This window comes from Methylobacterium sp. Ger2507, from assembly GCF_055231875.1.
Window position 1 is genome coordinate 1275509 of record NZ_JBUYVC010000001.1, and the last position, 24588, is coordinate 1300096.

22 protein-coding genes are annotated in these 24588 nt (G+C 67.7%); 10 read left to right on the forward strand and 12 right to left on the reverse strand.

The genetic code is table 11. The annotated features are described in order from the left end of the window. Positions 1-63: 63 nt before the first annotated feature. The 5 genes from ACV7NL_RS05870 to aptA form a co-directional block, all read right to left on the reverse strand. On the reverse strand, positions 64-1032 hold the full coding sequence (locus ACV7NL_RS05870) for a polysaccharide pyruvyl transferase family protein (protein WP_463355176.1): 969 nt from the start codon (positions 1030-1032) through the stop codon (positions 64-66). Positions 1033-1251: 219 nt separating this feature from the next. Next, positions 1252-3570, reverse strand: coding sequence for a glycosyltransferase (locus ACV7NL_RS05875; protein ID WP_463355177.1), 2319 nt, complete (start codon positions 3568-3570; stop codon positions 1252-1254). A 221-nt stretch (positions 3571-3791) separates the two neighbouring features. Further along, positions 3792-6068, reverse strand: a complete 2277-nt coding sequence (locus ACV7NL_RS05880) for an AAA family ATPase (RefSeq protein WP_463355178.1) — start codon at positions 6066-6068, stop codon at positions 3792-3794. Positions 6069-6751: 683 nt separating this feature from the next. Further along, on the reverse strand, positions 6752-8251 hold the full coding sequence (locus ACV7NL_RS05885; RefSeq protein ID WP_463355179.1) for a CoA-acylating methylmalonate-semialdehyde dehydrogenase: 1500 nt from the start codon (positions 8249-8251) through the stop codon (positions 6752-6754). Positions 8252-8284: 33 nt separating this feature from the next. Further along, positions 8285-9622, reverse strand: a complete 1338-nt coding sequence (gene aptA / locus ACV7NL_RS05890) for an omega-aminotransferase AptA (protein WP_056179877.1) — start codon at positions 9620-9622, stop codon at positions 8285-8287. Between the two features lie 178 nt (positions 9623-9800). On the opposite strand from aptA, the gene ACV7NL_RS05895 reads away from it, so the two are divergent. The 3 genes from ACV7NL_RS05895 to ACV7NL_RS05905 all read left to right on the forward strand — a co-directional run bounded on the left by ACV7NL_RS05895 (position 9801) and on the right by ACV7NL_RS05905 (position 12244). Next, positions 9801-10349, forward strand: coding sequence for a cupin domain-containing protein (locus tag ACV7NL_RS05895; RefSeq protein ID WP_056178454.1), 549 nt, complete (start codon positions 9801-9803; stop codon positions 10347-10349). Positions 10350-10421: 72 nt separating this feature from the next. Beyond that, positions 10422-11348: a histone deacetylase family protein gene (locus tag ACV7NL_RS05900; protein ID WP_056483429.1), complete on the forward strand. Its 927-nt coding sequence runs from the start codon at positions 10422-10424 to the stop codon at positions 11346-11348. Positions 11349-11443: 95 nt separating this feature from the next. Then, entirely contained in the window at positions 11444-12244 is an 801-nt protein-coding gene (locus ACV7NL_RS05905; RefSeq protein WP_463357065.1) for an endonuclease/exonuclease/phosphatase family protein, read from the forward strand. Here the strand turns inward: ACV7NL_RS05905 and ACV7NL_RS05910 are convergent. Beyond that, positions 12135-13580: a phospholipase D-like domain-containing protein gene (locus ACV7NL_RS05910; protein ID WP_463355180.1), complete on the reverse strand. Its 1446-nt coding sequence runs from the start codon at positions 13578-13580 to the stop codon at positions 12135-12137. The two genes, ACV7NL_RS05905 and ACV7NL_RS05910, sit on opposite strands and share 110 nt — an antisense overlap. A gap of 284 nt (positions 13581-13864) precedes the next feature. On the opposite strand from ACV7NL_RS05910, the gene ACV7NL_RS05915 reads away from it, so the two are divergent. Further along, positions 13865-14188 carry an ATPase inhibitor subunit zeta gene (locus ACV7NL_RS05915; protein ID WP_463355181.1) on the forward strand — a complete coding sequence of 108 codons (324 nt, stop codon included), beginning with the start codon at positions 13865-13867 and terminating at the stop codon, positions 14186-14188. Between the two features lie 167 nt (positions 14189-14355). Next, positions 14356-14661, forward strand: coding sequence for a hypothetical protein (locus ACV7NL_RS05920; protein WP_056178469.1), 306 nt, complete (start codon positions 14356-14358; stop codon positions 14659-14661). A gap of 124 nt (positions 14662-14785) precedes the next feature. Here ACV7NL_RS05920 and ACV7NL_RS05925 read toward each other — a convergent pair whose 3' ends face one another. The 4 genes from ACV7NL_RS05925 to ACV7NL_RS05940 form a co-directional block, all read right to left on the reverse strand. Beyond that, entirely contained in the window at positions 14786-15964 is a 1179-nt protein-coding gene (locus ACV7NL_RS05925) for an MFS transporter (protein WP_056178473.1), read from the reverse strand. 365 nt (positions 15965-16329) lie between these two features. Beyond that, positions 16330-16926, reverse strand: a complete 597-nt coding sequence (locus ACV7NL_RS05930) for a YceI family protein (RefSeq protein ID WP_463355182.1) — start codon at positions 16924-16926, stop codon at positions 16330-16332. Beyond that, the gene (locus ACV7NL_RS05935) at positions 16923-17525 is read right to left on the reverse strand and encodes a cytochrome b (protein ID WP_056483449.1); all 603 of its coding nucleotides are present in this window, start codon (positions 17523-17525) and stop codon (positions 16923-16925) included. Before ACV7NL_RS05935 ends, ACV7NL_RS05930 begins: the two co-directional genes overlap by 4 nt. Before the next feature lie 33 nt (positions 17526-17558). Beyond that, entirely contained in the window at positions 17559-18167 is a 609-nt protein-coding gene (locus ACV7NL_RS05940) for a YceI family protein (RefSeq protein WP_056179883.1), read from the reverse strand. Between the two features lie 101 nt (positions 18168-18268). Here ACV7NL_RS05940 and ACV7NL_RS05945 point away from each other — a divergent pair, with 101 nt between their 5' ends. From ACV7NL_RS05945 to ACV7NL_RS05965, 5 genes are all read left to right on the forward strand, one after another. Further along, complete coding sequence (locus tag ACV7NL_RS05945) at positions 18269-19276, forward strand: LysR family transcriptional regulator (protein ID WP_463355183.1); 1008 nt, start codon at positions 18269-18271, stop codon at positions 19274-19276. 62 nt (positions 19277-19338) lie between these two features. Continuing rightward, entirely contained in the window at positions 19339-20382 is a 1044-nt protein-coding gene (locus tag ACV7NL_RS05950; protein ID WP_463355184.1) for a YihY/virulence factor BrkB family protein, read from the forward strand. Between the two features lie 246 nt (positions 20383-20628). After that, a complete protein-coding gene (locus ACV7NL_RS05955; protein ID WP_463355185.1) occupies positions 20629-21078 on the forward strand; it encodes an RNA polymerase sigma factor region1.1 domain-containing protein in 450 nt (149 codons plus the stop codon). Then, the gene (locus tag ACV7NL_RS05960; RefSeq protein ID WP_463355186.1) at positions 21075-21344 is read left to right on the forward strand and encodes a hypothetical protein; all 270 of its coding nucleotides are present in this window, start codon (positions 21075-21077) and stop codon (positions 21342-21344) included. Before ACV7NL_RS05955 ends, ACV7NL_RS05960 begins: the two co-directional genes overlap by 4 nt. Positions 21345-21452: 108 nt before the next feature. Continuing rightward, entirely contained in the window at positions 21453-22022 is a 570-nt protein-coding gene (locus ACV7NL_RS05965; protein ID WP_247636339.1) for an NUDIX domain-containing protein, read from the forward strand. A gap of 36 nt (positions 22023-22058) precedes the next feature. Here ACV7NL_RS05965 and fabI read toward each other — a convergent pair whose 3' ends face one another. Continuing rightward, on the reverse strand, positions 22059-22892 hold the full coding sequence (gene fabI / locus ACV7NL_RS05970) for an enoyl-ACP reductase FabI (protein ID WP_463355187.1): 834 nt from the start codon (positions 22890-22892) through the stop codon (positions 22059-22061). A 438-nt stretch (positions 22893-23330) separates the two neighbouring features. Next, positions 23331-24557: a beta-ketoacyl-ACP synthase I gene (gene fabB, locus ACV7NL_RS05975; protein ID WP_056483458.1), complete on the reverse strand. Its 1227-nt coding sequence runs from the start codon at positions 24555-24557 to the stop codon at positions 23331-23333. Between the last annotated feature and the right edge of the window lie 31 nt (positions 24558-24588).

Below are 24588 nucleotides of genomic sequence, written 5' to 3' on the forward strand. Positions count from 1 at the left end.
GCCGGGTAAGGGATGGAGACGATCCGCAGCATCGAGTTCACGTGTCTAAGAGCCCTGAAAACGTTAGCGCGCGGAGCGCCGCAACTGCTCGAGGCGATCGAGCATTCGTTCCTGAAGCGTCTTCACGGTCGATTCACGACTGGGCGTTGTCAGGCGCGACGAGAGGTCAATCAGAGCTTGCGCCGTCCGCTCCGGCGACATGTTCAGAAAACGGCTCATGACTCCGGTCTGCTTGATCCATCCCTTCGCGCGATCCTGAAGACGCGGCGGTTTGGGTTCCGAAGTTCGCCGCCGCATCTCCTCCATCGCGGCACCCTCGGTGATGCCGATCGTGTCACCGAACGGCGCTCCCGGTCGGCCGTACTTGAGGATCCCCTGAGCGGTGGGAGGCGGGACGATCGTGACCGAGAGTTTGTGGCCACAGGACATGGCCCAGTCGAGCCATTTGGAAATCTGGAAGTTGCCCGTTGTCGCAAACGCGGCCCATTCGACACCGTAGGTATCAGCCAGGATGGCACCGTGCAGGGACTCCGTGAGAACGCAGCGCGCTTCGGCGATGCGACCGATGACGGATTCGGGTGAGCCGCGCGGGTCTAGGAGTTCGAATCCGGTCAGGCGCGCGATCTCGTTCCAGCTCGGATCATTCAGGCTTTCCCAATGCGGGATTACCAGCACGCCGCGCTCGCTCACGCGCTTGCGCGGAAAACCTTCGGCCAGGGGAGTGATGACCGCCCCATCCGAAATGGCGATATCCGGGGCGAGACCGAGATGCCGGGCGGACAAGGGCCCGCGCACGCACCAGTAGGTGACGTCGAGGCCGGACCAGCGGCTCAGCGGATCGTTCCCGGCTCCGCTGGAGAAGACGTTCAGCTTGGTTTGCGGCGCGCAGGGGAAGCCGATGATCGTACCGATGCCGACAAACGCTTCTGTCGTGCTGTCGTCGAATAGATCGGGGGCAAAATGCGGCCACAGCTTGGCATTCAGATCATCGCCGAAGTTGGGAACCTTGGTATGATAGTATCGTAGTTTCAAGGTAGGTTCCTAAATTTGCGGATAAGCGCGTCCGTGAACGCCTTGCATTGTCTGTTCATCCAAATCCACTGTCCAAGTCGTGTCGGTTCGTCGGATTGGATTCGGAAAGAGAAGATTATTACTTAGGTGGCAACGGATGGATCTTGCCGTTCCGTCGAGGGCGTCAAACGGTTCAGTCAGCCTCGATGCAAGCGCTGATCAATCCCTGTCCGGCGTCTGTCATCTCGTCAAGCCACCTGTGGTCTCTGCGCTGAGCCCCGGTCGCGTCGTCTCCCGATTCGGGAACAAGGCAGGAAGCAGGGGGCCGTAACACGCCTCCGCTGCGAAAGAGGATCGGGCCACGGCAAGGGCTTCCCGGGCGAGATGGGTCCGACGCGCCGTCGCCGTGAGGAGATCGCACACCGCCACCGCGAAGGTCGCGGCCTCGTCGGCCACCACCACGGCGCCCTCGACGAGGGTTTCGACACCTTCCACCGTCGTCGATGTCGCGACGATCGCCTTGCCGACGCCCATGGCCTCGATCAACTTGATCTTCAGTCCGGACCCGACCGTCAGCGGCGAGATGACGACGCCGGCCTCACGATACAGTGGGGCGAGGTCCTGGACGACGCCGAGGCACGTCGCTCCCTCCGGTAGGTTGGACAGGCTCCGGGCGACCGAGCCCGCGATCTGCAGGGTGGCGGTTGGATGCCGCGCGCGGATCATGGGCCAGACCGACGCCAGAAACCACTGCATCCCGATGACGTTGGGTGCTGTGTTGCTGCCGACGAACAGGAGGGTTCCGTCCTGCCCCGGTGCCGGTTCGGCCACGACGGACACCGCCATGGGCGCGAGAATGACGGGTTGGTCGGGCAACCGCGCCCGAACGGCCTCCGCTTCGGCGCTCTGGATCGCCACGACGCCGTTGGACTGGGCGAGCAGGGCGTATTCCTGGTCGGCATCGAGAAGAGCCACGGAATCCTGGGCGCTGGCCTTGTCGAAGCGTGCGACACGGCTGGAGAACAGGTCGTGCATGACGATGAGCGAGCGGGCGTCCGGCCGCAGCACATAGGGCCGCGCCGATGCCAGGAAGGCATAGTCGAGCAACATGGCATCGTTGCCCTGGCGTCCCTGTCGCGCCAGGAACAGGCAATCCTGCCGGGTCAGGGGCTGGCTCACCGCGTACGGCGCGCTCGCCATCCGCCGGCGCGCCACGATCCCCACTCGCAGAAGAAGATCCTCGGCCACCGACAGGCAGGCCCGCAGCCAGACCTTGGGATCCCGGACCAGAAGATAGCTTCCGACGCGAACGCTCCCGCGGACCACAAAGGCGTCGAACGCCGATCGTGTTTCGTCGACCACCCGAAGAAACGGCCACCGGCCGAACGTGGTCGGAGAGGGCGAGAGGTAGCTGACCCGATAGCCGCGCTGGCGCAGAAAACGCGCGATGCTGATGAGGTAGGCCGAACTTCCGTTGGTGGCACCCGCAATGCGCTGGCGGCTCAGCACCAGGATTCCGGGCTGCTCGGTCTGAAGGGCAGGGGGGCGCTTCCAGGCTCCCAGGCGCCGCTTCAGGGCGGCCTTCAGCGGCAGTCGAAGCAGCCACAAGGCCGCCGGCGCGGCGCGCACGGCCCCGAGGACGGCCGCCGGCGATCGCGCCTTCAGCCCGGCGACCAGCATCGCGAATGCCGCGGCACGCTCCAGGGATGCGAGCCGCTCCCGGTGCGCCGCAACGACATCGGCACCAAGCCTGGCATGCTCGCGCATCAAGCGTTGCTCGACGTCGATCAGGCGGCGGGAATCATCCTCGCTGAACCTGTGGGAGATCGAGGCGCTGTGCTTGCGATAGAAATACAGGAGTTCGGGGTAGATCCGGAAGGTGCGTCCGGCGACGACGAGGCGCAGCAGGAGGTCTGCATCCTCACCGATCCGGAGCGTCTCGTCATAGCGCAGGGCGCCGAGGGCCTGCCGCCGGATCATCGGCTTGCAAAAGCCGAGCGAGGGTCGCGGAGCATAGATCACGTTGGATCGGATGAAGCCCGCCGCATCGACCCAGAACGGCGCATCGGCTGCCTCCGGCAGCATCGTGGTGATACCGGGGCTTCGGTCGTTGAAGATCAGCAGATCATCGGCGACGATATCGGCTTGGTCGGCGAGCGCTGCATCGAGCAGGAATGCCAGCCTAGACGGGTGGATCAGGTCATCGTTGTCCACGATGGCGATCCAGTCCCCCGTGGCGACGTCGAACCCGCGATTCCGCGCGCCTGCAGGGCCGAGGTTTTCCTGGAGTGCGATCAGGCGAACGCGTGAGTCACGTTCGGCGTAACGCTGAATGACGCTGACGCTGTCGTCGGGAGACCGGTCGTCCACCACGATCAGCTCGAAATCGGTCAGAGTCTGCGCGAGAACGCTCTCGATCGCGTCCGCCAGATGATCCCGACCGCAATAATTGGCCATGATCACGGAGATGCGGGGGGCGCCTGTGGCCTCGCCGGTCCCGCCTGGATCGGACGCCGCAATCGTCCGGCTCGTTCGCGCCGCTTTCGAGGGAGCGTCCATCGATCAGCCTGTCGGGTCATGCCGCGGCGCACCGGCCAGCGGCGACGTCGCCGTTGCGGGAGCCCGCGAGGTCATCGGATGTATGTGAGACCGAACCGTTCCGCGCTGCGAAGATCGATTCTTGGTCATCGAACCCTGGCCAACGCTGCCGCGGTCTGTGGCTGGCTCATGGGCCGTGCCCGGGCGTCGAAGACGGACGATGCCCGGGACGGGAACGGCGATCAGGACGATGCCGTCGTATTGCCGACGTAGCGCGAGCCACCCTCGGAGTTCCACGGCATGTACCGTCCAATCCGTGAACGCTGCTTGGTATGCCGATTTGGATCGGTCCGGTTGAAGACGATCCCCAGCACCCGCGTCGTGTCGAACCGGTCGCGCAGAATGCATTCCGCGAGGTCACGTCGGCTCGGTCGATCGTATCCGACCACCATCAGGTATTCGTCGATGAGCTCGTCGGTCGCACGGACATCCGGGAAGTCGAGGGCCGGAGGATAGTCGACGATGATGAAATCGTAGGATGATCTCAGGGCGTTCAGCAGGGCGACATTGTTGGGAGACCGAAGGATCTCCGACGCATGATCGAGCTGAGGGTCGGCGACCGTCGGCAGCATGTGAAGTTTGGTGCCGCGGGCCTGCAGCGTCACCAGGCCTTGCAGCCGTCCGGTGTTGATCGACTCGAGCAGTCCGGTCTCCGCCTCCGGGGCGAGGGCCTGCGACATCGACGGCGAGCGAAGGTCGTAATCGAGAAGGAGAACGCGCTTTCCGGAATGGGCGAGATAATGGGCGAGGTTCGATGCGACCATCGTCTTGCCCTCGCCGGAAATCGCCGAGATCATCCCGATCACCCGACCGCCATTCCCGGCGCGGCTCGACGGGCGATCAAGCAGCATCTTGACCTCCTGCATGGCCGCCGCCGTTCCGGATCTCGGATTGATCACGGCGTCGACCAGCATAGATCTCGAGACCAGGGGGGGCCGCAAGCCCAGCGCGGCCAAGGCTCTCGGCACGATATCCTTGAGGGTCTTGAAGGTCTCGACGCGGGGGATCATCGCCACGCAGGCCAGGCCCGTCACCTGTTCCACAGCCGACGGCGTCCGCAGGCTGCTTCGAACGAGCTCTCGGAACAGGGCGATCATCAACCCGAGGCCGACGCCACCAACGAGGGCCAGACCGATGATGACGAAACCCTTCGGCCATGACTTCCGCAGGGGAGGCCTGGCCAGGGAGACTACGCGGGCTTCGGAAATCGGGAACGACTGATCCTGAACCGCCTGCGTGTATTTCTGCAGGAAGTTCTCGTAGAGGGACCGGTAGGTCTGCGAGGAGCTTTCCAGCGACCGCAACTCGACCCGGGAGCGATTGCTGGTTCCCGCATCGGCCACCAGGCCGTCGAGTCGCTTCTTGATGGCCGCCTCACCCGAGAGCGCAACCTCGTAGTCGCTCCTGTAGGCTTCCGCGAGGCGGTTGAATTCGCTGCGGAGGGAGCGCTGGAGTTCCGCCATCTCGGCGCGGGCGTTCACCGCTGCGACGTGGTTGGTGCCGTACTTGGCCGAAATGTCGGCTTCGCGCCTCGCGGTATCGAAATATTGCTGACGCAGACGAACAATGACCTGATTCTGCGTGAGATCGGTCATCGAGCCATCGGTTATGTTCTTGTCGACGATGTCCGTGATGCGGTCGAGGCGGGCCTTGGCTTCGGCAGTCTTCGCCTGCGCCACGATCAAGCTTCCGTTCAGGTCGCCGACCTGCCGCTCGCTCATCAGACCCTTGTCGGTGTCGACGATGTTCATCTTGGCTTTGTAGTCTTGGACGGCCCGGTCGGCGGCCGTCGCCTGGTCGCGCAGCTCCGCCAGACGGCCCTCGAGCCATCCGCGTCCACGACGGGTCGTCTCGTACTTCGCTTCGAGCTGATCGGCGATGAACGCGTCGGCGATGGCGTTGGCGTAGCGAGCGGAGCGCGCTGCGTTCGGAGTACGGACCGAGACCTCGATGATGTTGGTGATGCCGACGCGCCGCACCGAGTACAGCGTCATGAGCTTCTCGGCCGCGGCAAGCTCAAGCTGCTCCTGGGTGAGGGGAGGGCCGCTGCCCATCAGCCCCATCACCGGGCCCAACAGCGATTGAAGCAGGCCTTTCTCGTTCAGCTCCTTGTCGACCGACGGGCCGAGCTGTCGAATCGCGCCGAGGGCAGCGGTGTTCGACCTCAAAATCTCGGTCTGACTCTCGACGATGGCATTGAGCACCTGCGCATCGGTGGCGGTGTTCTGCTGCCGGAACAGCTCGGCCTGGCGCAGATCGATCAGGATATCCGCGGTCGCATCGTATTTTGGCGTTGCGATGAAAAGATACAGGATGGCCAGGGCCAGCAGAAAGGATGCTGAAACGGCAACGATGACCCGTGATCGTCTGAGGAAGGCGAACGCCGACGGAAGCCACGAGAAGGCTTCGTTCCCAGCATCCTGATCGGCATCAAGGTAGGATGCAGAACTACCCTTCACATGAAGCATTATGCTGGCCTGTCGCAATCCGTTCGGATCTGGATGAATATAAGACGGATCGTAGCGTTCAATAAACGGATTTCCGGTCGCGAGCAACATGCCGCACTGCACGCGAACTCGCGTGAATCCGGGCGATCGGAGCCCATCTGCGAGGCGCCGGCACAGTAAAGGCTGATCAAAATTTCGGAAGCCCGGGCAGACGCATAAGGATCAATCAAATAAATCCGAGTTTTTGTTATTCTATAATACTATCGATCATTGGTTTGGGATGGTTAGATCCGGGCGCAATGACTGGGTGTCCGGTAGCATGAATTCAAAAAATTCGTGCTTTCAGTCGCGCGGGTCGACCTTTGTTGACTGATTTCTTAGTTCAGAGGCGGTGACCCAACGTATGTCAGGTTGTACCCACCGGTATGAGAATCAACGTTAAGATTAATATTCCTAAGATTCGAAGCGTGCCGCCGCTGTTGAAGCAGCCGACACATCGGGTTGAACCTTGGATTGCCACGCCCGCTATGTGAATCTTTACTGTACACTTACGGACGGGCGCCGAATCCGGTCCATCATCAAACTTTGCGTGACTTCGCCAGCGCTGTGTCTCGGCGACGAGATCGCACCCGCGTTCCTCGACGACCCCGGCGCGCCGGAGTCGTCAAACAGAGTGCGGGCGCTCAATGGTCCGCTCAGGTCATCGTCGGCATGACGAAGTCGGCGCCGGCGCGGATGCCGGTGGGCCAGCGGGTCGTGATGGTCTTCAGGCGGGTGTAGAAGCGCACCCCCTCCGGCCCGTGCATGTGGTGGTCGCCGAACAGCGACGCCTTCCAGCCGCCGAAGGAGTGGAACGCCATCGGTACCGGGATCGGCACGTTGATGCCGACCATGCCGACCTCGATCCCGTGGGCGAACTCGCGGGCCGCATCGCCGTCGCGGGTGAAGATCGCCGTCCCGTTGCCGAACTCGTGCTCGTTGATGAGCTTCGCCGCCGTGGCGTAGTCCGACACCCGGGCGATCGCCAGGACGGGGCCGAAGATCTCCTCCTTGTAGATCGACATGTCCGGGGTGACCCGGTCGAACAGCGTTCCGCCGAGAAAATAGCCGCCCTCGTAGCCCTGCAGGCTCAGGCCGCGCCCGTCGACGAGGAGTTCGGCGCCCTCTGCCACGCCCGCATCGATGTAGCCGCTGACCTTGTCGCGATGGACCCGTGTCACCAGGGGACCCATTTCCGAATCCGAATCGGTGCCCGGCCCGACCTTCAGGGCCCGCACCTTGGGGATCAGCTTCGCCACCAGCGCGTCGGCGGTCTTCTCGCCGACGGGCACCGCCACAGAGATCGCCATGCAGCGCTCGCCGGCCGAGCCGTAGGCGGCGCCCATCAGTGCGTCCACCGCCTGGTCGAGGTCGGCGTCGGGCATGACGATCATGTGGTTCTTGGCCCCGCCCAGGCACTGGGCGCGCTTTCCGTTGGCCGTCGCCGTCGCGTAGATGTACCGGGCGATCGGGGTCGAGCCGACGAAGCTGACGGCCGCGATGTCGGGGTGGTGCAGGAGGGCGTCCACCGCTTCCTTGTCACCGTGCACCACGCTGAAGACGCCGTCGGGCAGGCCCGCCTCCTTGAGCCAGGCCGCCACCAGCAGCGCGGGCGACGGGTCGCGCTCGGAGGGCTTCAGGATGAAGCAGTTGCCGCAGGCCAGCGCCACCGGGAACATCCACATCGGCACCATGACGGGGAAGTTGAACGGCGTGATGCCGGCGACCACGCCGAGCGGCTGACGCAGCGAATGGCTGTCGACGCGGGTGCCGACGTTCTCGGTGACCTCACCCTTGAGGAGCTGGGGGATGCCGGTGGCGAACTCCACCACCTCGAGGCCGCGCTGGATCTCGCCCTTGGCGTCCGACAGCACCTTGCCGTGCTCGGCGGTGATCAGGGCGGCGAGTTCGTCGATCCGGTCCTCGGCGATGCGCAGGAAGGCATTGAGGATGCGTGCGCGGCGCAGGGGCGTGGTCGACGCCCAGGTGCGGGCGACCGCCTTGGCGGCGGCCACGGCCGTGTTCACGTCCCCGGTGCTGGCCAGCGCGACACGGCCGGTCTCCTCGCCGGTGGCGGGATTGAAGACCGGGGCGGAGCGCGTGCCGGTGCCGGCGACGGTGCGGCCGCCGATGAAGTGGGAGATCGTGGTGGTCATCGTAAGTCCTGACAGAAGGCGCTTCGGAAAAGTTCAGGCCGCGCGGGCGATGGCGTCGCCGAGAATCGACGCCATGGTGTCGATCTGGTCGCGCTCCACGATCAGCGGCGGCGACAGGGCGACGATGTCGCCGGTGACCCGGACGAGGAGGCCGCGCTCGAAGCAGTCGACGAAGACGTCGTAGGCTCGCGCCCCGGGGGCTCCGGGCCGGGGCGACAGCTCGATGCCGGCGACGAGGCCGATCGTGCGGATGTCGACGACGTGGCCGGCGCCCCGCAGGTCGTGCATGGCGCTGGACCAATCGTCGGCGAGATCGGCGCCGCGGGTGAGCAGGCCCTCCTGCGCGTAGATGTCGAGGGTCGCGAGACCGGCGGCGCAGGCGACCGGGTGACCGGAATAGGTGTAGCCGTGGAACAGCTCGATCACCGCCTCCGGGCCGTGCATCAGCGCATCGTGGACACGCCGCGCGCAGAAGACTGCTCCCATCGGCAGGGTGCCGTTGGTCAGCCCCTTCGCGGTGGTGACGAGGTCGGGGATCACGCCGAAGTAATCCGTCGCGAAGGGCGTGCCGAGGCGGCCGAAACCGGTGATGACTTCGTCGAAGATCAGCAGGATGCCGTGCCGGTCGCAGATCGCGCGCAGGCGCTCCAGGTAGCCCGTCGGCGGCAGGAGGACGCCGGTGGAGCCGGCCACCGGCTCGACGATGCAGGCCGCGATGGTCTCGGCGCCGTGGAGCGCCACGAGGCGTTCGAGATCGTCGGCAAGGTCCGCGCCGTGTGCGGGCAGGCCCTTCGAGAAGGCGTTGCGCTCGGGGTCGTGGGTGTGTCGCAGGTGGTCGACGCCCGGCAGCAGCGGAAACACGCGGCGGTTGTTGACGAGGCCGCCCACGGAGATGCCGCCGAAGCCGACGCCGTGATAGCCGCGCTCGCGCCCGATCAGCTTGGTGCGCGTGCCCTGGCCGATGGCGCGCTGATAGGCCAGCGCGATCTTCAGCGCAGTGTCGACGGATTCGGAACCGGAGCCCGTGAAGAATACGCGGTCGAGCCCGGCTTCCGGGCCGCCCGGCGCGATGGCGGCGAGCCGTTCGGCGAAGTCGAAGGCCGCCGGATGCCCCATCTGGAAGGACGGCGCGAAATCGAGGGTGGTGAGCTGGCGCTCCACCGCCGAGGCGATGCCCTGCCGGCCATGCCCGGCATTGACGCACCAGAGGCCTGCGGTGCCGTCGAGGACGCTGCGTCCATCGGTGGCGGTGTAGTGCATGCCCTTGGCCGAGGCGAGCATGCGGGGCGCGGCCTTGAACTGCCGGTTCGCCGTGAAGGGCATCCAGTAGGCATCGAGCCCAGGAGCATTGGCTGTCGGGTGGTGGTCCATGAAGATCTTCAACCCAGAGATGTCGCTGCGTCCGAAGAAGCGCCGATTGTCGCGGCCGGACAAGTCCTTTTCTGCGCGAGACGAAGTGCTTGATAAGACGGGGGCTCTGCGGGCAATGTCGGCGAATCCTGAACATCCCTAACGGGCGTTCCGCCCTGGGGCCGACTCACGGGTTCCGATGAGCATCGATCTCGGCGCGCGCCTGCGCTTCGTCCGCACCGCCCACGGCCTGTCGCAGCGTGCGCTCGCCAAGCGCACCGGTGTCCCGAATTCCACGATCTCATTGATCGAATCGAACGGTGTGAACCCCTCCGTGGGCGCCCTCAAGCGCATTCTCGACGGCATTCCCATCGGCCTGTCGGAGTTCTTCGCGGTGGAGCCGGAGCGCTCGCGCAAGGCGTTCTACCGCGCAGACGAACTCACCGAGATCGGCCGGGCGCCGATCTCCTACCGGCAGGTCGGCGACAACCTGTTCGGTCGCAGCCTGCAATTGCTGAGGGAGCGCTACGAACCGGGCGCCGATACCGGCCGCGTGCCCCTGGTCCATGACGGCGAGGAGGGCGGCATCATCCTGTCCGGCCGCCTGGAGGTGACGGTCGATTCGGAGCGTCGCATCCTCGGACCGGGCGACGCCTATTCGTTCGACAGCCGCCGTCCCCATCGCTTCCGCTGCGTCGGTCCCGTCGCCTGCGAGGTCGTGAGCGCATGCACGCCACCGACGTTCTGAGGTGGAATGCGCCTCTGGCCGTCACCGAACGATCTGGTATACCACGAGTAGACGCAGGCTTCGGAGCGCCGCATGACCCTTCTCTTCAGCCACGAGGCCGCCCTCGGGCACCGGACCCCGCATGGGCATCCCGAGCGGCCGGAGCGCATGCAGGCGGTCCAGGACGCGCTCGAGACGGAGGCTTTCGCGGCCCTCGACCGCCGGGCGCCGGAGCCCGCGAGCCTGGAGACCGTTGCGCTGGCCCATCCCGAGGAATGGGTCCGGGCCATGGTGGCGGCCGCCCCCGCCGAGGGACTGGTCCATGTCGATTCCGATACCGTGCTGTCGCCCGGCACCATCGACTGCGTGCTGCGCGGGGTCGGTGCCGCGGTCCAGGGCGTCGACGCGGTGATGACGGGCCAGGCCCGCAACGCCTTCTCGGCCATGCGCCCGCCGGGCCACCATGCCGAGCGCACCCGCGCCATGGGGTTCTGCCTGTTCAACAACGCGGCGATCGCGGCCCGTCATGCCAAGGTCACCTACGGGGTGGAGCGGGTGGCCATCGTCGACTGGGATGTGCACCACGGCAACGGGACCCAGGACATCTTCTGGGCCGATCCCGCCGTGCTGTTCTGCTCCACCCACCAGATGCCGCTCTATCCTGGCACCGGCGCGGTCTCGGAATCCGGCGACCACGACACCATCGTCAACGCCCCCCTCAAGCCGGGAGCGGACGGCGAGCGGTTCCGCGAGGCGTTCACGGCGCGCATCCTGCCCCGCCTGACGGATTTCCGGCCCGACCTCATCGTCATCTCGGCCGGTTTCGATGCCCATTGGCGCGACCCTCTCGCCAACCTGATGCTGGAAGCGGAAGATTTTGCCTGGGCGACCCGTGCGGTGATGACGATTGCGGAGCAGGCCTGCAATGGGCGCATCGTCTCCCTGCTGGAGGGCGGCTATGACCTGCGCGGCCTCGCCGAATCCACCGCCGCGCACGTGGCGGTCCTCATGGAGTCGTGACGGGGCTGGTTCCGACGACGCGCCGGCTCGGGCTTTCCGAGACGGGCGCCTGACCCACCTATGTGACAATGCTGAATGATCGTCGCTTGGCCCGCCTGACGGCCCGTGCCCTCCAGACCTCCCATGGGCGCCCGGGCCAGGACAGGCCGGGCCTGCGCAAGATCGTCAGCTGGAACCTGTTGCGGCGGGTCGGCGCCAACGTCGCCGGCATCGCCGCGCTGATCGAGCGCGAGCAGCCCGACCTCGTGCTGATGCAGGAGGCCACGAAGGAGATCGAGGGTCTGCGGGCCAAAGTCGGCGGCCATTATGCCTGGGCCCAGATGCCCGGGCGCATCCATGGCCTCGCGGTCTGGAGTCCGACGCCGTTCGTCACGGCCCCGAAGGCCATCGCGCTGCCCGCCGGGGCGATGTTCGACCGGGTCAGTCAGGTCATCGATCTCGGCGCCTTCGGCGTCGCCAACGTCCATCTCTCGCACGGGCAGGTGCTCAACCGCCGCCAGTTGCGCTGCATCGAGCAGAGCCTGCCGGAACGGGCCGCCGTCATCGGCGACTACAACCTCGTCGGGCCGACCCTGCTGCCGGGCTTCCGCGACGTCGGTCCGCGCCTGCCGACCCACGCCATGGCGCGGGTCGTGCCCCTGCGGCTCGACCGCTGCCTCGTGCGCGGGCTGACCTGCCACGGCCGCAGCGTGCTGCCGCGCGGGGAATCGGATCACCGGCCGATCATCGTCCACCTGGCGCCGACCCAGGGGTCCACCCTGCGGGACCCGGCGGAGGCCGACAAGCCTACAGGTATGGCAGCAATAATCGGACACCTGCGTCGCGCAGCCGGACGGGGAGGTCGCGGCGGGACAGGTCCTCGAGCGTCAGCCGAACGCTCATCTTTTCTCGCATGAAGGCATCGAGGTGCCGGGCCAATCCCGGATCGTAGGCCTCGACGTTCAGCTCGAAATTCAGGCGGAAGCTGCGGGTGTCCCAGTTGGCGCTGCCGATGAAGCACCAGGCGTCGTCGATCACCAGGAGCTTGGCGTGGTCGAACGGCGGATCGTCGAGCCAGATCCGCACGTCGCTGCGCAGGAGCGGATCGACATGGGCCCGCGTCGCCCAGTCGACGACGGCGTGGTCGCTGTCCATCGGGATGATCACGTCCACGGCGAGGCCGCGCAGGGCCGCGAGGGAGAGCGCACTGACCAGCACCTCGCTCGGCAGAAAATAGGGCGTCATGAGGCGGATGCTGGTTCGGGCGCAGGTGATCGCCTCGAGCACCACCAGTTCGATCTTGCGCAGGTCCGCGTCCGGCCCCGAGGTGACGACCCGGGCCTGGGTCTCGCCGCAGGGGCCGAGGGGCGGAAACCAGAGCGGCCCCTCCAAGTCCTCGTCCATCACGAAGGCCCAGTCGCTGGCGAAAGCCGCCGTGAGCTGCGCCACGACTGGCCCCTCGATGCGGAAATGGACGTCGCGCACCGGCTCGGGCGGGTTCGTTGCCACGCGATTCTCGTCGGCGATGTTGATCCCGCCCGTGAAGGCGAGCGCTCCGTCGACGATCAGCAGCTTCTTGTGGGTGCGCAGGTTGAGGAACGGCATCCGCCAGGGCAGCACGGAATGCATGAAGCGGCCGACGGGCACGCCGCGCCGTCGCAACCCGCCATAGATGGCGGCGAAGAAATAGCCGCTGCCGATTCCATCCACCAGGACCCGCACCGCGACGCCCCGGTGATGGGCGTCCTCCAGTGCCGACAGGAAGGCGCGCCCGATTTCATCCTTGCGGAAGATGTAGCTCGAGAGCGCCACCGAGTGCTGCGCCTCGCCGATCGCCGCCAGCATCGCCGGATAGACCTGATCGCCGTTGCGCAGGGTCTCGATGCGGTTGCCGGCCTGGAGGGAGAGGGCGGTGATGCGCTGGACCGCCCGGTCGAGGGGGCGGAACCGCTCGGGGAGGGGCGGCCCTTCGGGCTCCTCCGCGCGGTCTGCCGGGTTGGGGCGCGACGGCTTGATGCGCAGCTTCTGCGCCCGGCGCGTGACCCGGTTGACGCCGAACAGGGCGTAGAGCGCGCTGCCGAACAGGGGCGCCAGCCACACCAGTCCGATCCAGCCGATGGCCGCGCCGACCTCGCGCTTGCGCAGGAGGATGTGGATGCTGATCAGGCCCGACAGGGTGGCGCCGGCAAGCCAGACGACCTCGGTGGGAATCGACGCCAGGGCGCCGATCCATGAGAGCAATGCCTGTTCCAACGCCGCTCCCGATCCTCGATCCATCGGGGAGATACGCCAAGGTCGACCGCTGCGCCAATTCCCGGTGCGCGGAAGTCCGAGTGCGCGGGAGCATGACGAAACATCCAGAGCGCTCGGCCCGGTCGCGCCGGCTTGCGTCCGGTCGAAGCCAGGAAAGCCCTGCGGGTGCTCCAGATCGCGCCGTTGCTTGATCTTTGTGAAGGTGCGCTGGTCTTCAATCTCGTAAATGAAGGCGAAGAGGATTTGGCGTAAAACTTGGCCAATATTCAGGGAGGGTGGCGGGGATGTCTCGCTTGTTCGAGGAGCGCGAGCGTGCGGCCGAGATGCGGTTCGTCCGCTCCGAGGAGGCGCGGTTCCTGGCGCATTGTCAGGGCGTGAAGTCGCTGGCGGCCTATGCCGCCGAACTGCTCGGCGTCGACCGGCTCAGCTCGGACGCCTACGCGGACGAGCTGATGGCCTCGGTCATCCAAGGGGCACGCAGCCAGGCCCTCGTGGAGCGGGTCCAGGCCGACCTGAGGGCGAACGGCGTCTCCGCCGAAATCGGAATCCTGGCCCAGCAGTTGTGCAGGCCACCCGGACCTGGAGCCCAGGCGTCTCGCCCGGATTGAACCGCGTTCCGGCCCGGACAGGCGTCGGGGCGTGAGGGGGCTGGTGGCGCGGAGGTCCGGAGACAGGAGCGCCCATCCGGGAACGCGTGGCCACCAACGTCCAGACCCATGAACTTCCGGGTGTTTCGGCGGTTGCGTCACCGACGTCAACCGAAACGGACGAACCCATGCATTTCCGGACCCTGGTACACGCGGCGGCATGGGGCGTGTGCCTGTGCGGACCCGCTTTCGCCCAGACGCTGGCGCCCACCGGTGGCGCCGGCAATACGGGCGTGAGGCCGCCCTCGATGGCGCCCGGCGAAGTGCCCGACGCGACGGGTCCGGCCGGCCGCCCGGCTCAGGCGGTGCCCGGCAACCCCAGCCCGACCTCTGTCCCCGGCAGCACCCCGGGCGTCAACATCGGCGGGACACCGACCAGCGGCCCGCCCGGCACCGGCGGCACTTCGGGCGGTCCCTCGATCGGCAACCAGTAGGGTCCGGCTCGCACGAGGGGGTCCGAGAGTCTGTCAGGTTCTTTCTGAACCAGCCAGACCCCCGAGGCTTTCGTTTTCGTATATCTGGTCGGGAGAACCGGTTTCTACCGATCCGCGACAAACTCTAGCGCGAGGGGGTCGTCGCCAGGCGCCGGGCCGTGACGACCCCGAGGATGGCGATCACCAGGGCGCAGAGACCGAGGGACGCCCCTTGTCCCAGGCTCTGCAGGGCTCCCCCCAGGATCGCCACGCCCAGCGCCTGCCCGCAGAAGAACGAGAAGGCGTGCAGCGCGACCGCCGAGGCCCGGGCGGTCGGCGCTACCTCCGTCACCTGCACCTGGAAGGTGTTGTGGAGCATGTAGAAGCCCAGACCCATGGCCACCAGGGCGGCACAGTCGAGCTGCCAGGTGCCGGCGAGGCCGAGGGTGACGAGAGCCCCGGCGCAAATGAACCCACCGCCGATCAGCATTCGCGACATTCCGAGGAAGCGCAGGAGCAGGCCGACCGAGACCGAATAGAGCAGCCCCCCGGCGGCGAAGCCGGCGAGCGCCAGTCCGGCCTCGCGGGCGCCGCCCTCGCCGCGCGCTTCGATCAGCGGCGCGAGGTGGGGGAAGATCCCGAACACCGAGATCGCCTCGATGAAGACGGCCCCGAACAGGATGCGGGCGCGCGGATTGCCGAGGATGGTGCGGTAGCGCGCCACCGCCGTGCGGAATTCCGGACGCCGGGCCGCCGCGGCGTCCCTCCTGTCGAACCCGATCCAGGCCGCGCCGCAGCCCAGGGCCGCCACCGCGGAGGTGATGGCGAAGACCCCGGTCCAGCCGATCACCCCCTCGATCAGCCCCGCGAAGGTCGAGCCTGAGAGCTGCCCGAGGATGACAGCCACCAGAAAGCGGCCGATGGCGACCTGGCGGCGCTCGATCGGGATGCGGTCGCCCATCAGCGCCAGGGCGAGCGGGACGACACCCCCGGCACTGCCTCCCGCGATCATCCGCAGCACGAACAGGGTGTCGAGGTTGGTGGTGACGGCGCAACCGGCCAGCGCCAAGGTGAGAATGGCGAGACAGATCGCGATGATCCGCTCCTTGCCCAGGGCGTCGCCGACGGGCCCGAGGATGGGCTGGATCAGCGCGTAGGGCAGGGCGAAGGCGGTGGAGAGCAGCGCCACCGTATGGGGATCGCTTTGCAGGTCGCGCGCCAGCACGCCGACGAGCGGTTCGATGGAGCGGCCCGCGAAGGTGCTGGCGAAGCCCGCGAAGGCCAGGATCACGATCAAGCGCGTGGTCGAGAACTCCGCCGTCAGGTCCGATGTCTTTCGTGTGATGACGCTCGTCCTGCGAAGGCCGACGAGCCCGGTTTCGACTGGCCTTCGCCATACGTGGTGGAACTGGCCACGTCGATGCGAAGATCATCGCCGCTGGCCGGACGGGCCGTCCGGAGCGGAAGCATACCCACAGATTTCGTCGCAAGCCTCGAGATGTCCAGGTGCCAGGACCAGGTACCCGGAAGAGAATCCACCAAAATAGGCGGGCTCATCTTGCCGGGTCCGCGTTTCTCGACCGGACTGCAATGACACCACGCCCTGTCGATTACGCAGGCGCTGGCGATCTGCCGCAAGCGGAGCGCGACCTGACGAGATCGATGACTGGCACGCCCGGTCACGCTGTCTCAGGGCTTGGACGCCGTCTCCGTCGCGGTCAGGTCGATCTCGACGCCGACCTCCAGGGCGACCCACTGGCCCGAGGCCCAGGGACCCTGTCCGACGCCGAACTGCGTGCGTACGAGGTCGAGGTGCCCGACCGCCCGGGCGGTCGATCCCGCGCGGGTCAGCCGGAAGGGCAGGATCGCGTCGCGGCGGATGCCGCGGATCGTCAGGGTGCCGACGGCCTCGTAGGCATCGCCTCCCTTGGCGACGAACCGCGTCGCCTCGAAACGGGCCTGCGGCGTCGCCTTGGTGTCGAACCACTCCGCCTGAGGCAGGGCGGTGTCGCGCTGGGCGTCGCCGGTCTCGGCGCTCGCCAGATCGATGTCGACCACGGCGTGCCCGGCCTCCGGGGCCGCGGGATCGAAGTCGATCCGGGCGGTGAAGCGCTTGAACCGCCCCTGGAACGGTACGCCGACCTGGACCCCCGAGAACCCGATCCGGCTCTTGGCCGCATCCACGGTCCAGGCGGCGGCCTCGGCGCCGGTGGGGCGCGCCAGGGAAGCGATAGCCAGGAACGCAAGAGCCAGGGCGGCGGCGAGGGCGAGACGGACGATGATCATGGCGACGATCCAGAGGGAGGCGAGGTTTGGGGCAGCATTCGCCGAAGGGTGTCGTCGCGCAGGACGAGGTGGTGGCGCAGGGCCGCGCCCACATGCAGCAGCAGGAGACCGATAAGAATCCAGGCCCCCCAGGCATGGACCTGCTTGAGCACCGCCTCCATGGCAGCCTTGTCGGCCAGCTCGGGCAGCACCGGGAGGTGCGGCCAGGGCAGGATTCCGTAGAGCACGGTCGGCAGGTTGAAGGGTGAGACCGAGACCACGGCCCAGCCGATCAGCGGCAGGCCGAGGAGGAGGCCGTAGAGCAGGGCGTGCGCCGCGTGGGCACCGGCTCGCTCACGGGCCGGCAGCGTCGCGGGCAGGGGCGGCGGCCGATGGGTCAGGCGCCAGCCGAGCCGCAGCAGCGACAGGACCAGCACCGTGATTCCGACCGACTTGTGCCATTGATAGAGCTGGAACCGGCGCATCGGCGCCAGGTCCCCATGCGACATGACGAGACCGATCGCGATCAGTCCGAGCACCGCCAGCGCACTGAGCCAGTGCAGCGCGATGGCGACGCGGGTGTAGCGCGGCCGGGGCGCAGTGCGGGCGGTCCCGATCATGACGCTCTCCGTGGTCTGGTGGACGGCCGAGGCTTAGTCCTGGCGTTCGAAGGCGCCCGCGATGGTCAGGTGCAGGTCGTCGCCGATCAGCGGCACGTAGGTCTTCACGCCGAATTCCGAGCGCTTGAGCGTGCCGGTGGCCTCGAAGCCGACCGTGACCTTCTTGTTGAGCGGGTTGACGCCGGCGCCGATGAGCTTGACGTCGAGGGTGACGGGCTTCGTCACGCCGTGCAGGGTCAGGTTGCCGGCGACCTTGGCCTTGTCCTTGCCCTCGGGCGTCACCTTCGTGGAGACGAAGGTCATCTCGGGGAACTTCGCCCCGTCGAGCCACTGGTCGCCCTTCAACTCGCCGGTCAGCTTGTCGCTGGTCGTCGTCACCGAGGCGACCGGAATCTTGATCGACAACTTCGAGGCGCCGGGATTCTTCGGCTGCAGATCCAGGGTGCCGGACACGTCCGAGAAGCCGCCCGAGTAGTTCGAGAAGCCCATATGCGAGACCGTCCAGCCGACCTGGGTGTGGCCGGGATCGACCGCGTAGGTGCCGGCCTGGATCTGGGCCGGGTCGCGGGTCGGCGGGGTCTGGGCCAGGGCGGGTGCCGAGAGCGCGAGGGTGAGGGCGATGAGCGACGAGGAGAGACGAATCACGTGGCGACTCCGAGATCGTGGGACACCGAGGGGTGCCGTTCGATGGAGCGCAGATAGGCCGCTTCCCCGCGGTGCGATAGCGCGCTAATCGGGGACACATGGTTGCGCATCTGGAAACCTTCGCTGGAAACCTCGACGACGTGCGTGCGTTCTGCGCGGTGGTCGACCTCGGCAGCATGACCCAGGCCGGCGTGGTCCTGCGCGAGACCAAGGGCAGCGTCAGCCGGCGCGTGGCCCGCCTCGAATCGGTGCTGAAGGTGACCCTGCTGGCCCGCACGCCCCGGGCGGTCTCGCCTACCGCCGAAGGGCTCGCCTTCCATGCCCGGGCGTTGGAGAGCCTCGCTCTCCTCGACGAGGCCCTGCAGACGGCCCGGGGCGCCCGCACGCAGCCCAGCGGTCACCTGCGGGTGACGGCCTCGATCGATTTCGGGGTCGAAGTGCTGCCGGACCTCGTGGCGAGCTTTCGGGCGCGCCACCCGCAGATCACCCTCGAACTTCTCATCACCGACAGCCGCCTCGACCTTGCGGCCAACCGGGTCGACCTGGCGCTCCGTCTCGGCGGTGGCGACCATCCCGACAGCGGCTACACCGCCCCGATCCTCGCCGACCTGACCATCGGTCTCTACGCGGCACCCGCCTATCTGGCGCAACGCCCGGCCCCGGTCGAGATCGCCGCGTTGTCGGCGCACGATGTGGTACTGGCCCGCGAGCGCCTCGGGGCCACCCAGATCCTCGTCTCCGACGGCGATGGCCGGGAGCAGGGCGTCACCCTCCGCCCGGCCGTACGGGCGACGGATTTCGCCACGGTGCTGCGCCTTACCCTGGCGGGAGCCGGGATCGGCCACATCCCCAGCCTCGTCGCCGCCAAGTCCCTGGTCCGGGGCGACCTCGTGCGCGTCCTGCCCGCCTGGGCGAGCCGGGGCGGAACCCTGCGGGCCGTCACTCTCGCGGGGCGGGAGCTTCCCGCGCGGGTGCGGCTATTCCGCGAGCATGTCCGCATGGAGATGGCCCGGCAGGCCGCCATCTGCAGCATGGCCGGGCAGGATCGTCCCACGCGGGTGCGCGCCTCGGTGGCGACGGATCATGCGCATTCAGGCAGAGTGTGAGGGCGCGGGGCGAACGCCGCGCGGCAGCGTTCCGGCGACGAGCGGTCCGGCGGGATCTCGGCATGGTGCAAGACGAGGACGAGGGTGAGGATTGGCGCTCGGTCAGCACCCGGGCGCTGAATCCGGACGAACTGGCGCAGGCGCGCCAGCGCGCGCACGAGCCCGGCCGCGGGCGCCGCGCGACCGATCCCGCCGACATCCCCCGGGCCGGGTGGCGGGACATCCTGTGGCGGGTGGTCTGGGCGATACCGCAGGACCGGGTGCTGACCACGGCGGGGGGCGTCGCGTTCTTCGCCCTGCTCGCCGTCTTCCCAGGCCTCGTCGCCGTGGTCTCGATCTACGGGCTGTTCTCGGACCCCAACGTCATCAGCCAGCATGTCAGCCTCCTGGCGGATATCCTGCCCCCTGGTGCACTCCAGCTCCTGTCGGATCAGCTCGTACGGATCGCCCAGCGTGGCACAGGCTCCCTCGGCACCACATCCGGCATCAGCCTGCTGATCGCCCTGTGGAGCGCCAATTCCGGGGTCAGCGCGCTCTTCGATGCCCTCAACGTGATCTACAAGGAGCGCGAGAAGCGCACCCTGGTCCGCTTCTACGCCACCACCTTCCTGTTCACGATCACCAGCGTGGTGTTCTTCCTCGTCTCCACCAGCGCGGTCGTGCTCCTCCCGGCGATCCTCGAACGCCTCGGCGTCGTCACCGCCACCGACACGATCCTGCAGATCGTGCGCTGGCCGGTTCTCCTCGTCATCGTGAGCCTCAGCCTGTCGCTGATCTACCGCTACGGCCCAAGCCGGAACCGGGCGAAGTGGCGCTGGGTAACCTGGGGTGGCACCCTGGCGGCGCTGCTCTGGGTCTCGGCCTCCGGGCTCTTCTCCTGGTACGTGGCGAGTTTCGACAGCTACAACCGCATCTACGGCTCGCTCGGCGCCGGCATCGGCTTCATGACCTGGATGTGGCTGTCGATCGTGATCATGCTGGTGGGGGCCGAGATCAACTCGGAGATGGAGCGCCAGACCGGGTGCGACAGCACCGAGGGACGCCCGAAGCCGCTGGGCGTCCGGCAGGCCTATGCCGCCGACAGCGTGGGGCCGAGCCAGGCGTGAGGGCTGCTCCGGACCCGGCTCCGGCTCCGGACCCGGTTCCGGCATATGGGGAACAGCGCCACGGCCAGCCGGGTTTCTCGATCCACAGCGTCGCGCGGGGCGCACGAACTGCGTCTGGCGAAGGGAGTGGCGGATGGCCGGCGAGACGCCCGACGGCGACAGCATACGGGCCGCAGATGCGGATCATCCCGCACCGGGAGGAGCCGACCGGGGCCGCCGGGGGAACGCCATGACGGGCGGCCGACATTGAGCGGAGCCCCGGCTTTCGCACGCCGCGACCTCGACCGCCTGATCGCCCTGGGGCGGGAGAGGGGCGAACTCACGCCGGCCGACCTGCAGGCGGCCCTGCCGATCCAGAGTATGAGCGCGGAGGCGATCGCGCAGGTCGTCCTGGACCTCGATGCCGCCGGCATCGCGGTAGAATTGGAGGATCTGGTTCCAGGGCTCGCCCATCCGGGTGGAATCGCGCCGGTGCCGCTCGCGCCCGCCCCCGGTCCCGCGAGTCCGGCCGTGCCCGCCTCCTCGCCGCGCGTATCCGGCGCCAAGCCACGGCAGGAGGCCCCGTCAGCCTCCGGCGAGGGACGGGCCGAGGCCGATCCGCCCGTCAGGGAGGGCCGAGTCGGGCGCGCGGTGCTCGTGGCGGGCCTGATCGTGCTGGCCCTGCTGATCGCAGTCCTGATGCTGCTCGGGCGATGAGCGTGGGCCTGGAATACCCGAACCTCGGTCCCGCCCCGGCGTTGGCCCAGGATGGCCCCGACAGAACGCGCACGCGGGAGATCGACATGGACATCCAGGGCACCATCGCGGAGGCGATCATCGCCGAGCTGCAGCGTCAGGCCGAGATCGGCGAGCCCGGGCTGACGCTTGATGCCAGCGAGCCGGGGTATCTCACGGTCGACGGGCGGATCGATCTCGACGCCCTCATCATGGTGATCGAGGGCGCGCTGGCTGGAGGGCCGTGAGTGCCGGCCGAACCGTCGTCCGGGACGCCGCGTCGGCCTCCTTCGCTATCACCCGGTTCCTCATTACCCCTTTTCGCCATCGTCCCTTTGGCTAAGGAAACATCGCCGTTGAAAGCCGAGATCCTCAGCCTGCGCACCCTCCATGACGGTTGGAGCCGCTACACGCTGGCCCGGGTTCGCCTCGCCGACGGCAGCGAGGCCGAGCGGGAAATCGAGGACCACGGCAATTCCGTCGGTGTGCTGCCCTACGATCCCGAACGCCGGGTCGCGACGCTGGTGCGCGAGCTGCGCGTTCCCGCCCTCTACGCCAACGGGGAGCAGAGCCAGCTCGAAGCACCGGCCGGGCTGATCGACGACGGCACGCCCGAGGAGAACGCCCGGCGCGAGGTGCTGGAAGAAGCGGGCCTTCGCCTCGGTGACCTGGACTTCGTCGGCGCCACCTATTCCTGCGGCGGCATCTCGACGGAGCGCATCCACCTGTTCCTGGCGGCCTATGCCGAGGCCGACCGCGTGGCCGGCGGAGGTGGCGCAGAGGGCGAGCACGAGAACATCCGCGTCGTCGAGATGCCTTTGGCCGACCTCGCCCGCATGGCGGAGCGCTGTGAGCTGACAGACCTCAAGACCCTGACCCTGGTGCTGGCCCTGCGGGTCCGCAGGCCGGACCTGTTCGCCGGGTAATCGGCGAACAGGTGGGCGATGGTGTCGGCGAAGGGGTCAGACCGCGTCGCCGATCACGCCGGCCTCGTCCTGGGCCTGGAGCACGTCGGGACGCGGCATCGAGATGATGTTGTAGCCGGAATCGACGAAATGGATCTCGCCGGTGACGCCCCCCGACAGCTCCGAGAGCAGGTACATGGCCGAGCCGCCGACCTCTTCCTGGGTCACGGTCCGGCGGAGGGGCGCATGGGCCTTCTGGTGGTTGAACATCAGGCGCGCGTCGGCGATGCCCGCGCCGGCCAGGGTCCGCATCGGTCCGGCCGAGAGGGCGTTGACCCGGATGCCGTCGGGGCCGAGATCGCCCGCGAGATAGCGTACCGACGCTTCGAGGGCCGCCTTGGCCACGCCCATCACGTTGTAGTTCGGCATGATCCGGGTGGAGCCGCCATAGGTCAGGGTGAGCAGCGATCCACCCCGCGGCATCCGCTTGGCCGCGCGCTGCGCGATCTCCGTGAAGGAGAAGCACGAGATCGTCATCGTGCGGGAAAAGTTCTCGCGGGTGGTGACGTCGACGTAGCGGCCCTTGAGCTGGCCCTTGTCGGAGAATCCGATCGCGTGGACCACGAAGTCGAGCCCGTCCGGAAAGCGCGCATCGAGGGCCGTGAACAGCGCATCGACGCTGGCGACGTCCTCGACGTCGCAGGGCAGCACGATGTCCGAGCCGACCGAGGCGGCCAGCGGCGTCACCCGGCGGCCCAGCGCGTCGCCCTGATAGGTGAAGGCCAGTTCGGCGCCGTGCCGGTGCAGAACCTTGGCGATGCCCCAGGCGATCGAATGATCGTTGGCGACCCCCATGATGAGGCCGCGCTTTCCCGCCATCAAACCTGTCATGCTACTTCCCCCGGACGCAGAACGCGGGCCGCCTGAGGACCCATCACCGTTGGGGGAGGCTTAGCGCGGCGCTCGTGGCCCTGTCCAATCCCGGGCCGGACCGCGCAGGCCCGAAAACGCACAGACCCCGTCGCGGTGAGGTCGCGTCGGGGTCTGTCGAGAACGATCGGTTGCCGCGTCGCGAGGGCGCGGCCTTCAGAAGTGGCCGTTGGTGTCGCAGTTGGCGCGGTCGATCATGACCTGCTTGATGTAGACGGCGGTGGTCCCGGCAAGAGCGATGCCGCCGACCGTCCCGAGGGCGAACCACAACATGGCGGAGCCTTCCAGAAATCCTTCAGAAACAAGGAACGGCGGAAGACTCTTTTGGGTTCCCCGGAGCCGTGAACGAACCGTTAAGCTGCGGCCGCACGACTGCGCCTGCGCTCCGGATCACGCGGGTCAGGCGTCGACGTGCTTGAGCACCAGCGTCGCGTTGGTGCCGCCGAAGCCGAAGGAGTTCGACAGGACGTGGCCGAGCTTGGCCCCGTCCCGGCGCTGGCGCAGGATCGGCATGTCGGCGAAGGCCGGGTCGATCTCGTCGATATGGGCACTCTCGCAGATGAAGTCGTTGTTCATCATCAGGAGCGCGTAGATCGCCTCCTGCACGCCGGTCGCGCCGAGAGAGTGGCCGGTGAGCGACTTGGTGGCGGCGATCGGCGGACAGGCGTCCCCGCGTCCGAAGACCTCGCGGATGGCGTCGATTTCCTTCGCGTCGCCCACCGGCGTCGCGGTGGCGTGCGGGTTGATGTAGTCGATCTTGGCGCCCTTCAGACCCTCGATCGCCTGGCGCATGCAGCGCACCGCGCCCTCGCCGGAGGGGGCGACCATGTCGTACCCGTCCGAGGTCGCGCCGTAGCCGGCGATCTCGCCGTAGATGGTCGCGCCGCGCGCCTTGGCGTGCTCGTATTCCTCGAGCACCAGCACGCCGGCGCCGCCCGCGATGACGAAGCCGTCGCGATTGGCGTCATAGGCGCGGGAGGCCCGGGCCGGGGTGTCGTTGTACTTCGACGACATGGCGCCCATGGCGTCGAACAGCACCGAGAGGGTCCAGTCGAGATCCTCGCAGCCGCCCGCGAAGATGATGTCCTGGCGCCCGCCCTGGATGACCTCGGCGGCATTGCCGATGCAGTGGTTCGACGTCGCGCAGGCCGAGGAGATCGAGTAGTTCACACCCTTGATCTTGAACCACGTCGCCAGTGTCGCCGAGGCGGTCGAGGACATGGCCTTGGGCACCGCGAAGGGGCCGACGCGCTTCGGACCCTTGTCCAGCGCGATGGCGGCGGATTCGACGATGACCTTCGTGGAGGGGCCGCCGGAGCCCATGATGATACCGGTGCGATCGTTCGAAACGTCGCTCGCCTCGAGGCCGGCGTTCCGGATCGCTTGGTCCATGGCGACGTGGTTCCAGGCGGTACCGCCGCCGTGGAAGCGCATGGCACGCCGATCGACGACGCCCTCCGGATCGAGGGTCGGGCGCCCCTCGACCTGGCTGCGGAAGCCGTGCTCCGCGTAGGAGGCCGAGCGCCCGATGCCGGACTTGGCCTCGCGCAGGGAGGCGAGGACTTCCTCGGTGTTGTTGCCGATGGATGAGACGATGCCCATCCCGGTGATCACGACACGCCGCATGGACACGATGCTCTCCGCCGCCGGGGCTTGT

Bases quoted from the DNA above. Each gene is read 5' to 3' on its own strand.
- ACV7NL_RS05945 (WP_463355183.1), top strand. From the start codon at position 18,269: ATGGTTGCGCATCTGGAAACCTTCGCTGGAAACCTCGACGACGTGCGT.
- ACV7NL_RS05915 (WP_463355181.1), top strand. From the start codon at position 13,865: ATGTCTCGCTTGTTCGAGGAGCGCGAGCGTGCGGCCGAGATGCGGTTC.
- ACV7NL_RS05930 (WP_463355182.1), bottom strand. From the start codon at position 16,926: ATGATCATCGTCCGTCTCGCCCTCGCCGCCGCCCTGGCTCTTGCGTTC.
- ACV7NL_RS05885 (WP_463355179.1), bottom strand. From the start codon at position 8,251: ATGACCACCACGATCTCCCACTTCATCGGCGGCCGCACCGTCGCCGGC.
- aptA (WP_056179877.1), bottom strand. From the start codon at position 9,622: ATGGACCACCACCCGACAGCCAATGCTCCTGGGCTCGATGCCTACTGG.
- fabI (WP_463355187.1), bottom strand. From the start codon at position 22,892: ATGACAGGTTTGATGGCGGGAAAGCGCGGCCTCATCATGGGGGTCGCC.
- fabB (WP_056483458.1), bottom strand. From the start codon at position 24,557: ATGCGGCGTGTCGTGATCACCGGGATGGGCATCGTCTCATCCATCGGC.
- ACV7NL_RS05920 (WP_056178469.1), top strand. From the start codon at position 14,356: ATGCATTTCCGGACCCTGGTACACGCGGCGGCATGGGGCGTGTGCCTG.
- ACV7NL_RS05935 (WP_056483449.1), bottom strand. From the start codon at position 17,525: ATGATCGGGACCGCCCGCACTGCGCCCCGGCCGCGCTACACCCGCGTC.
- ACV7NL_RS05900 (WP_056483429.1), top strand. From the start codon at position 10,422: ATGACCCTTCTCTTCAGCCACGAGGCCGCCCTCGGGCACCGGACCCCG.
- ACV7NL_RS05875 (WP_463355177.1), bottom strand. From the start codon at position 3,570: ATGGACGCTCCCTCGAAAGCGGCGCGAACGAGCCGGACGATTGCGGCG.
- ACV7NL_RS05950 (WP_463355184.1), top strand. From the start codon at position 19,339: ATGGTGCAAGACGAGGACGAGGGTGAGGATTGGCGCTCGGTCAGCACC.
- ACV7NL_RS05895 (WP_056178454.1), top strand. From the start codon at position 9,801: ATGAGCATCGATCTCGGCGCGCGCCTGCGCTTCGTCCGCACCGCCCAC.
- ACV7NL_RS05960 (WP_463355186.1), top strand. From the start codon at position 21,075: ATGAGCGTGGGCCTGGAATACCCGAACCTCGGTCCCGCCCCGGCGTTG.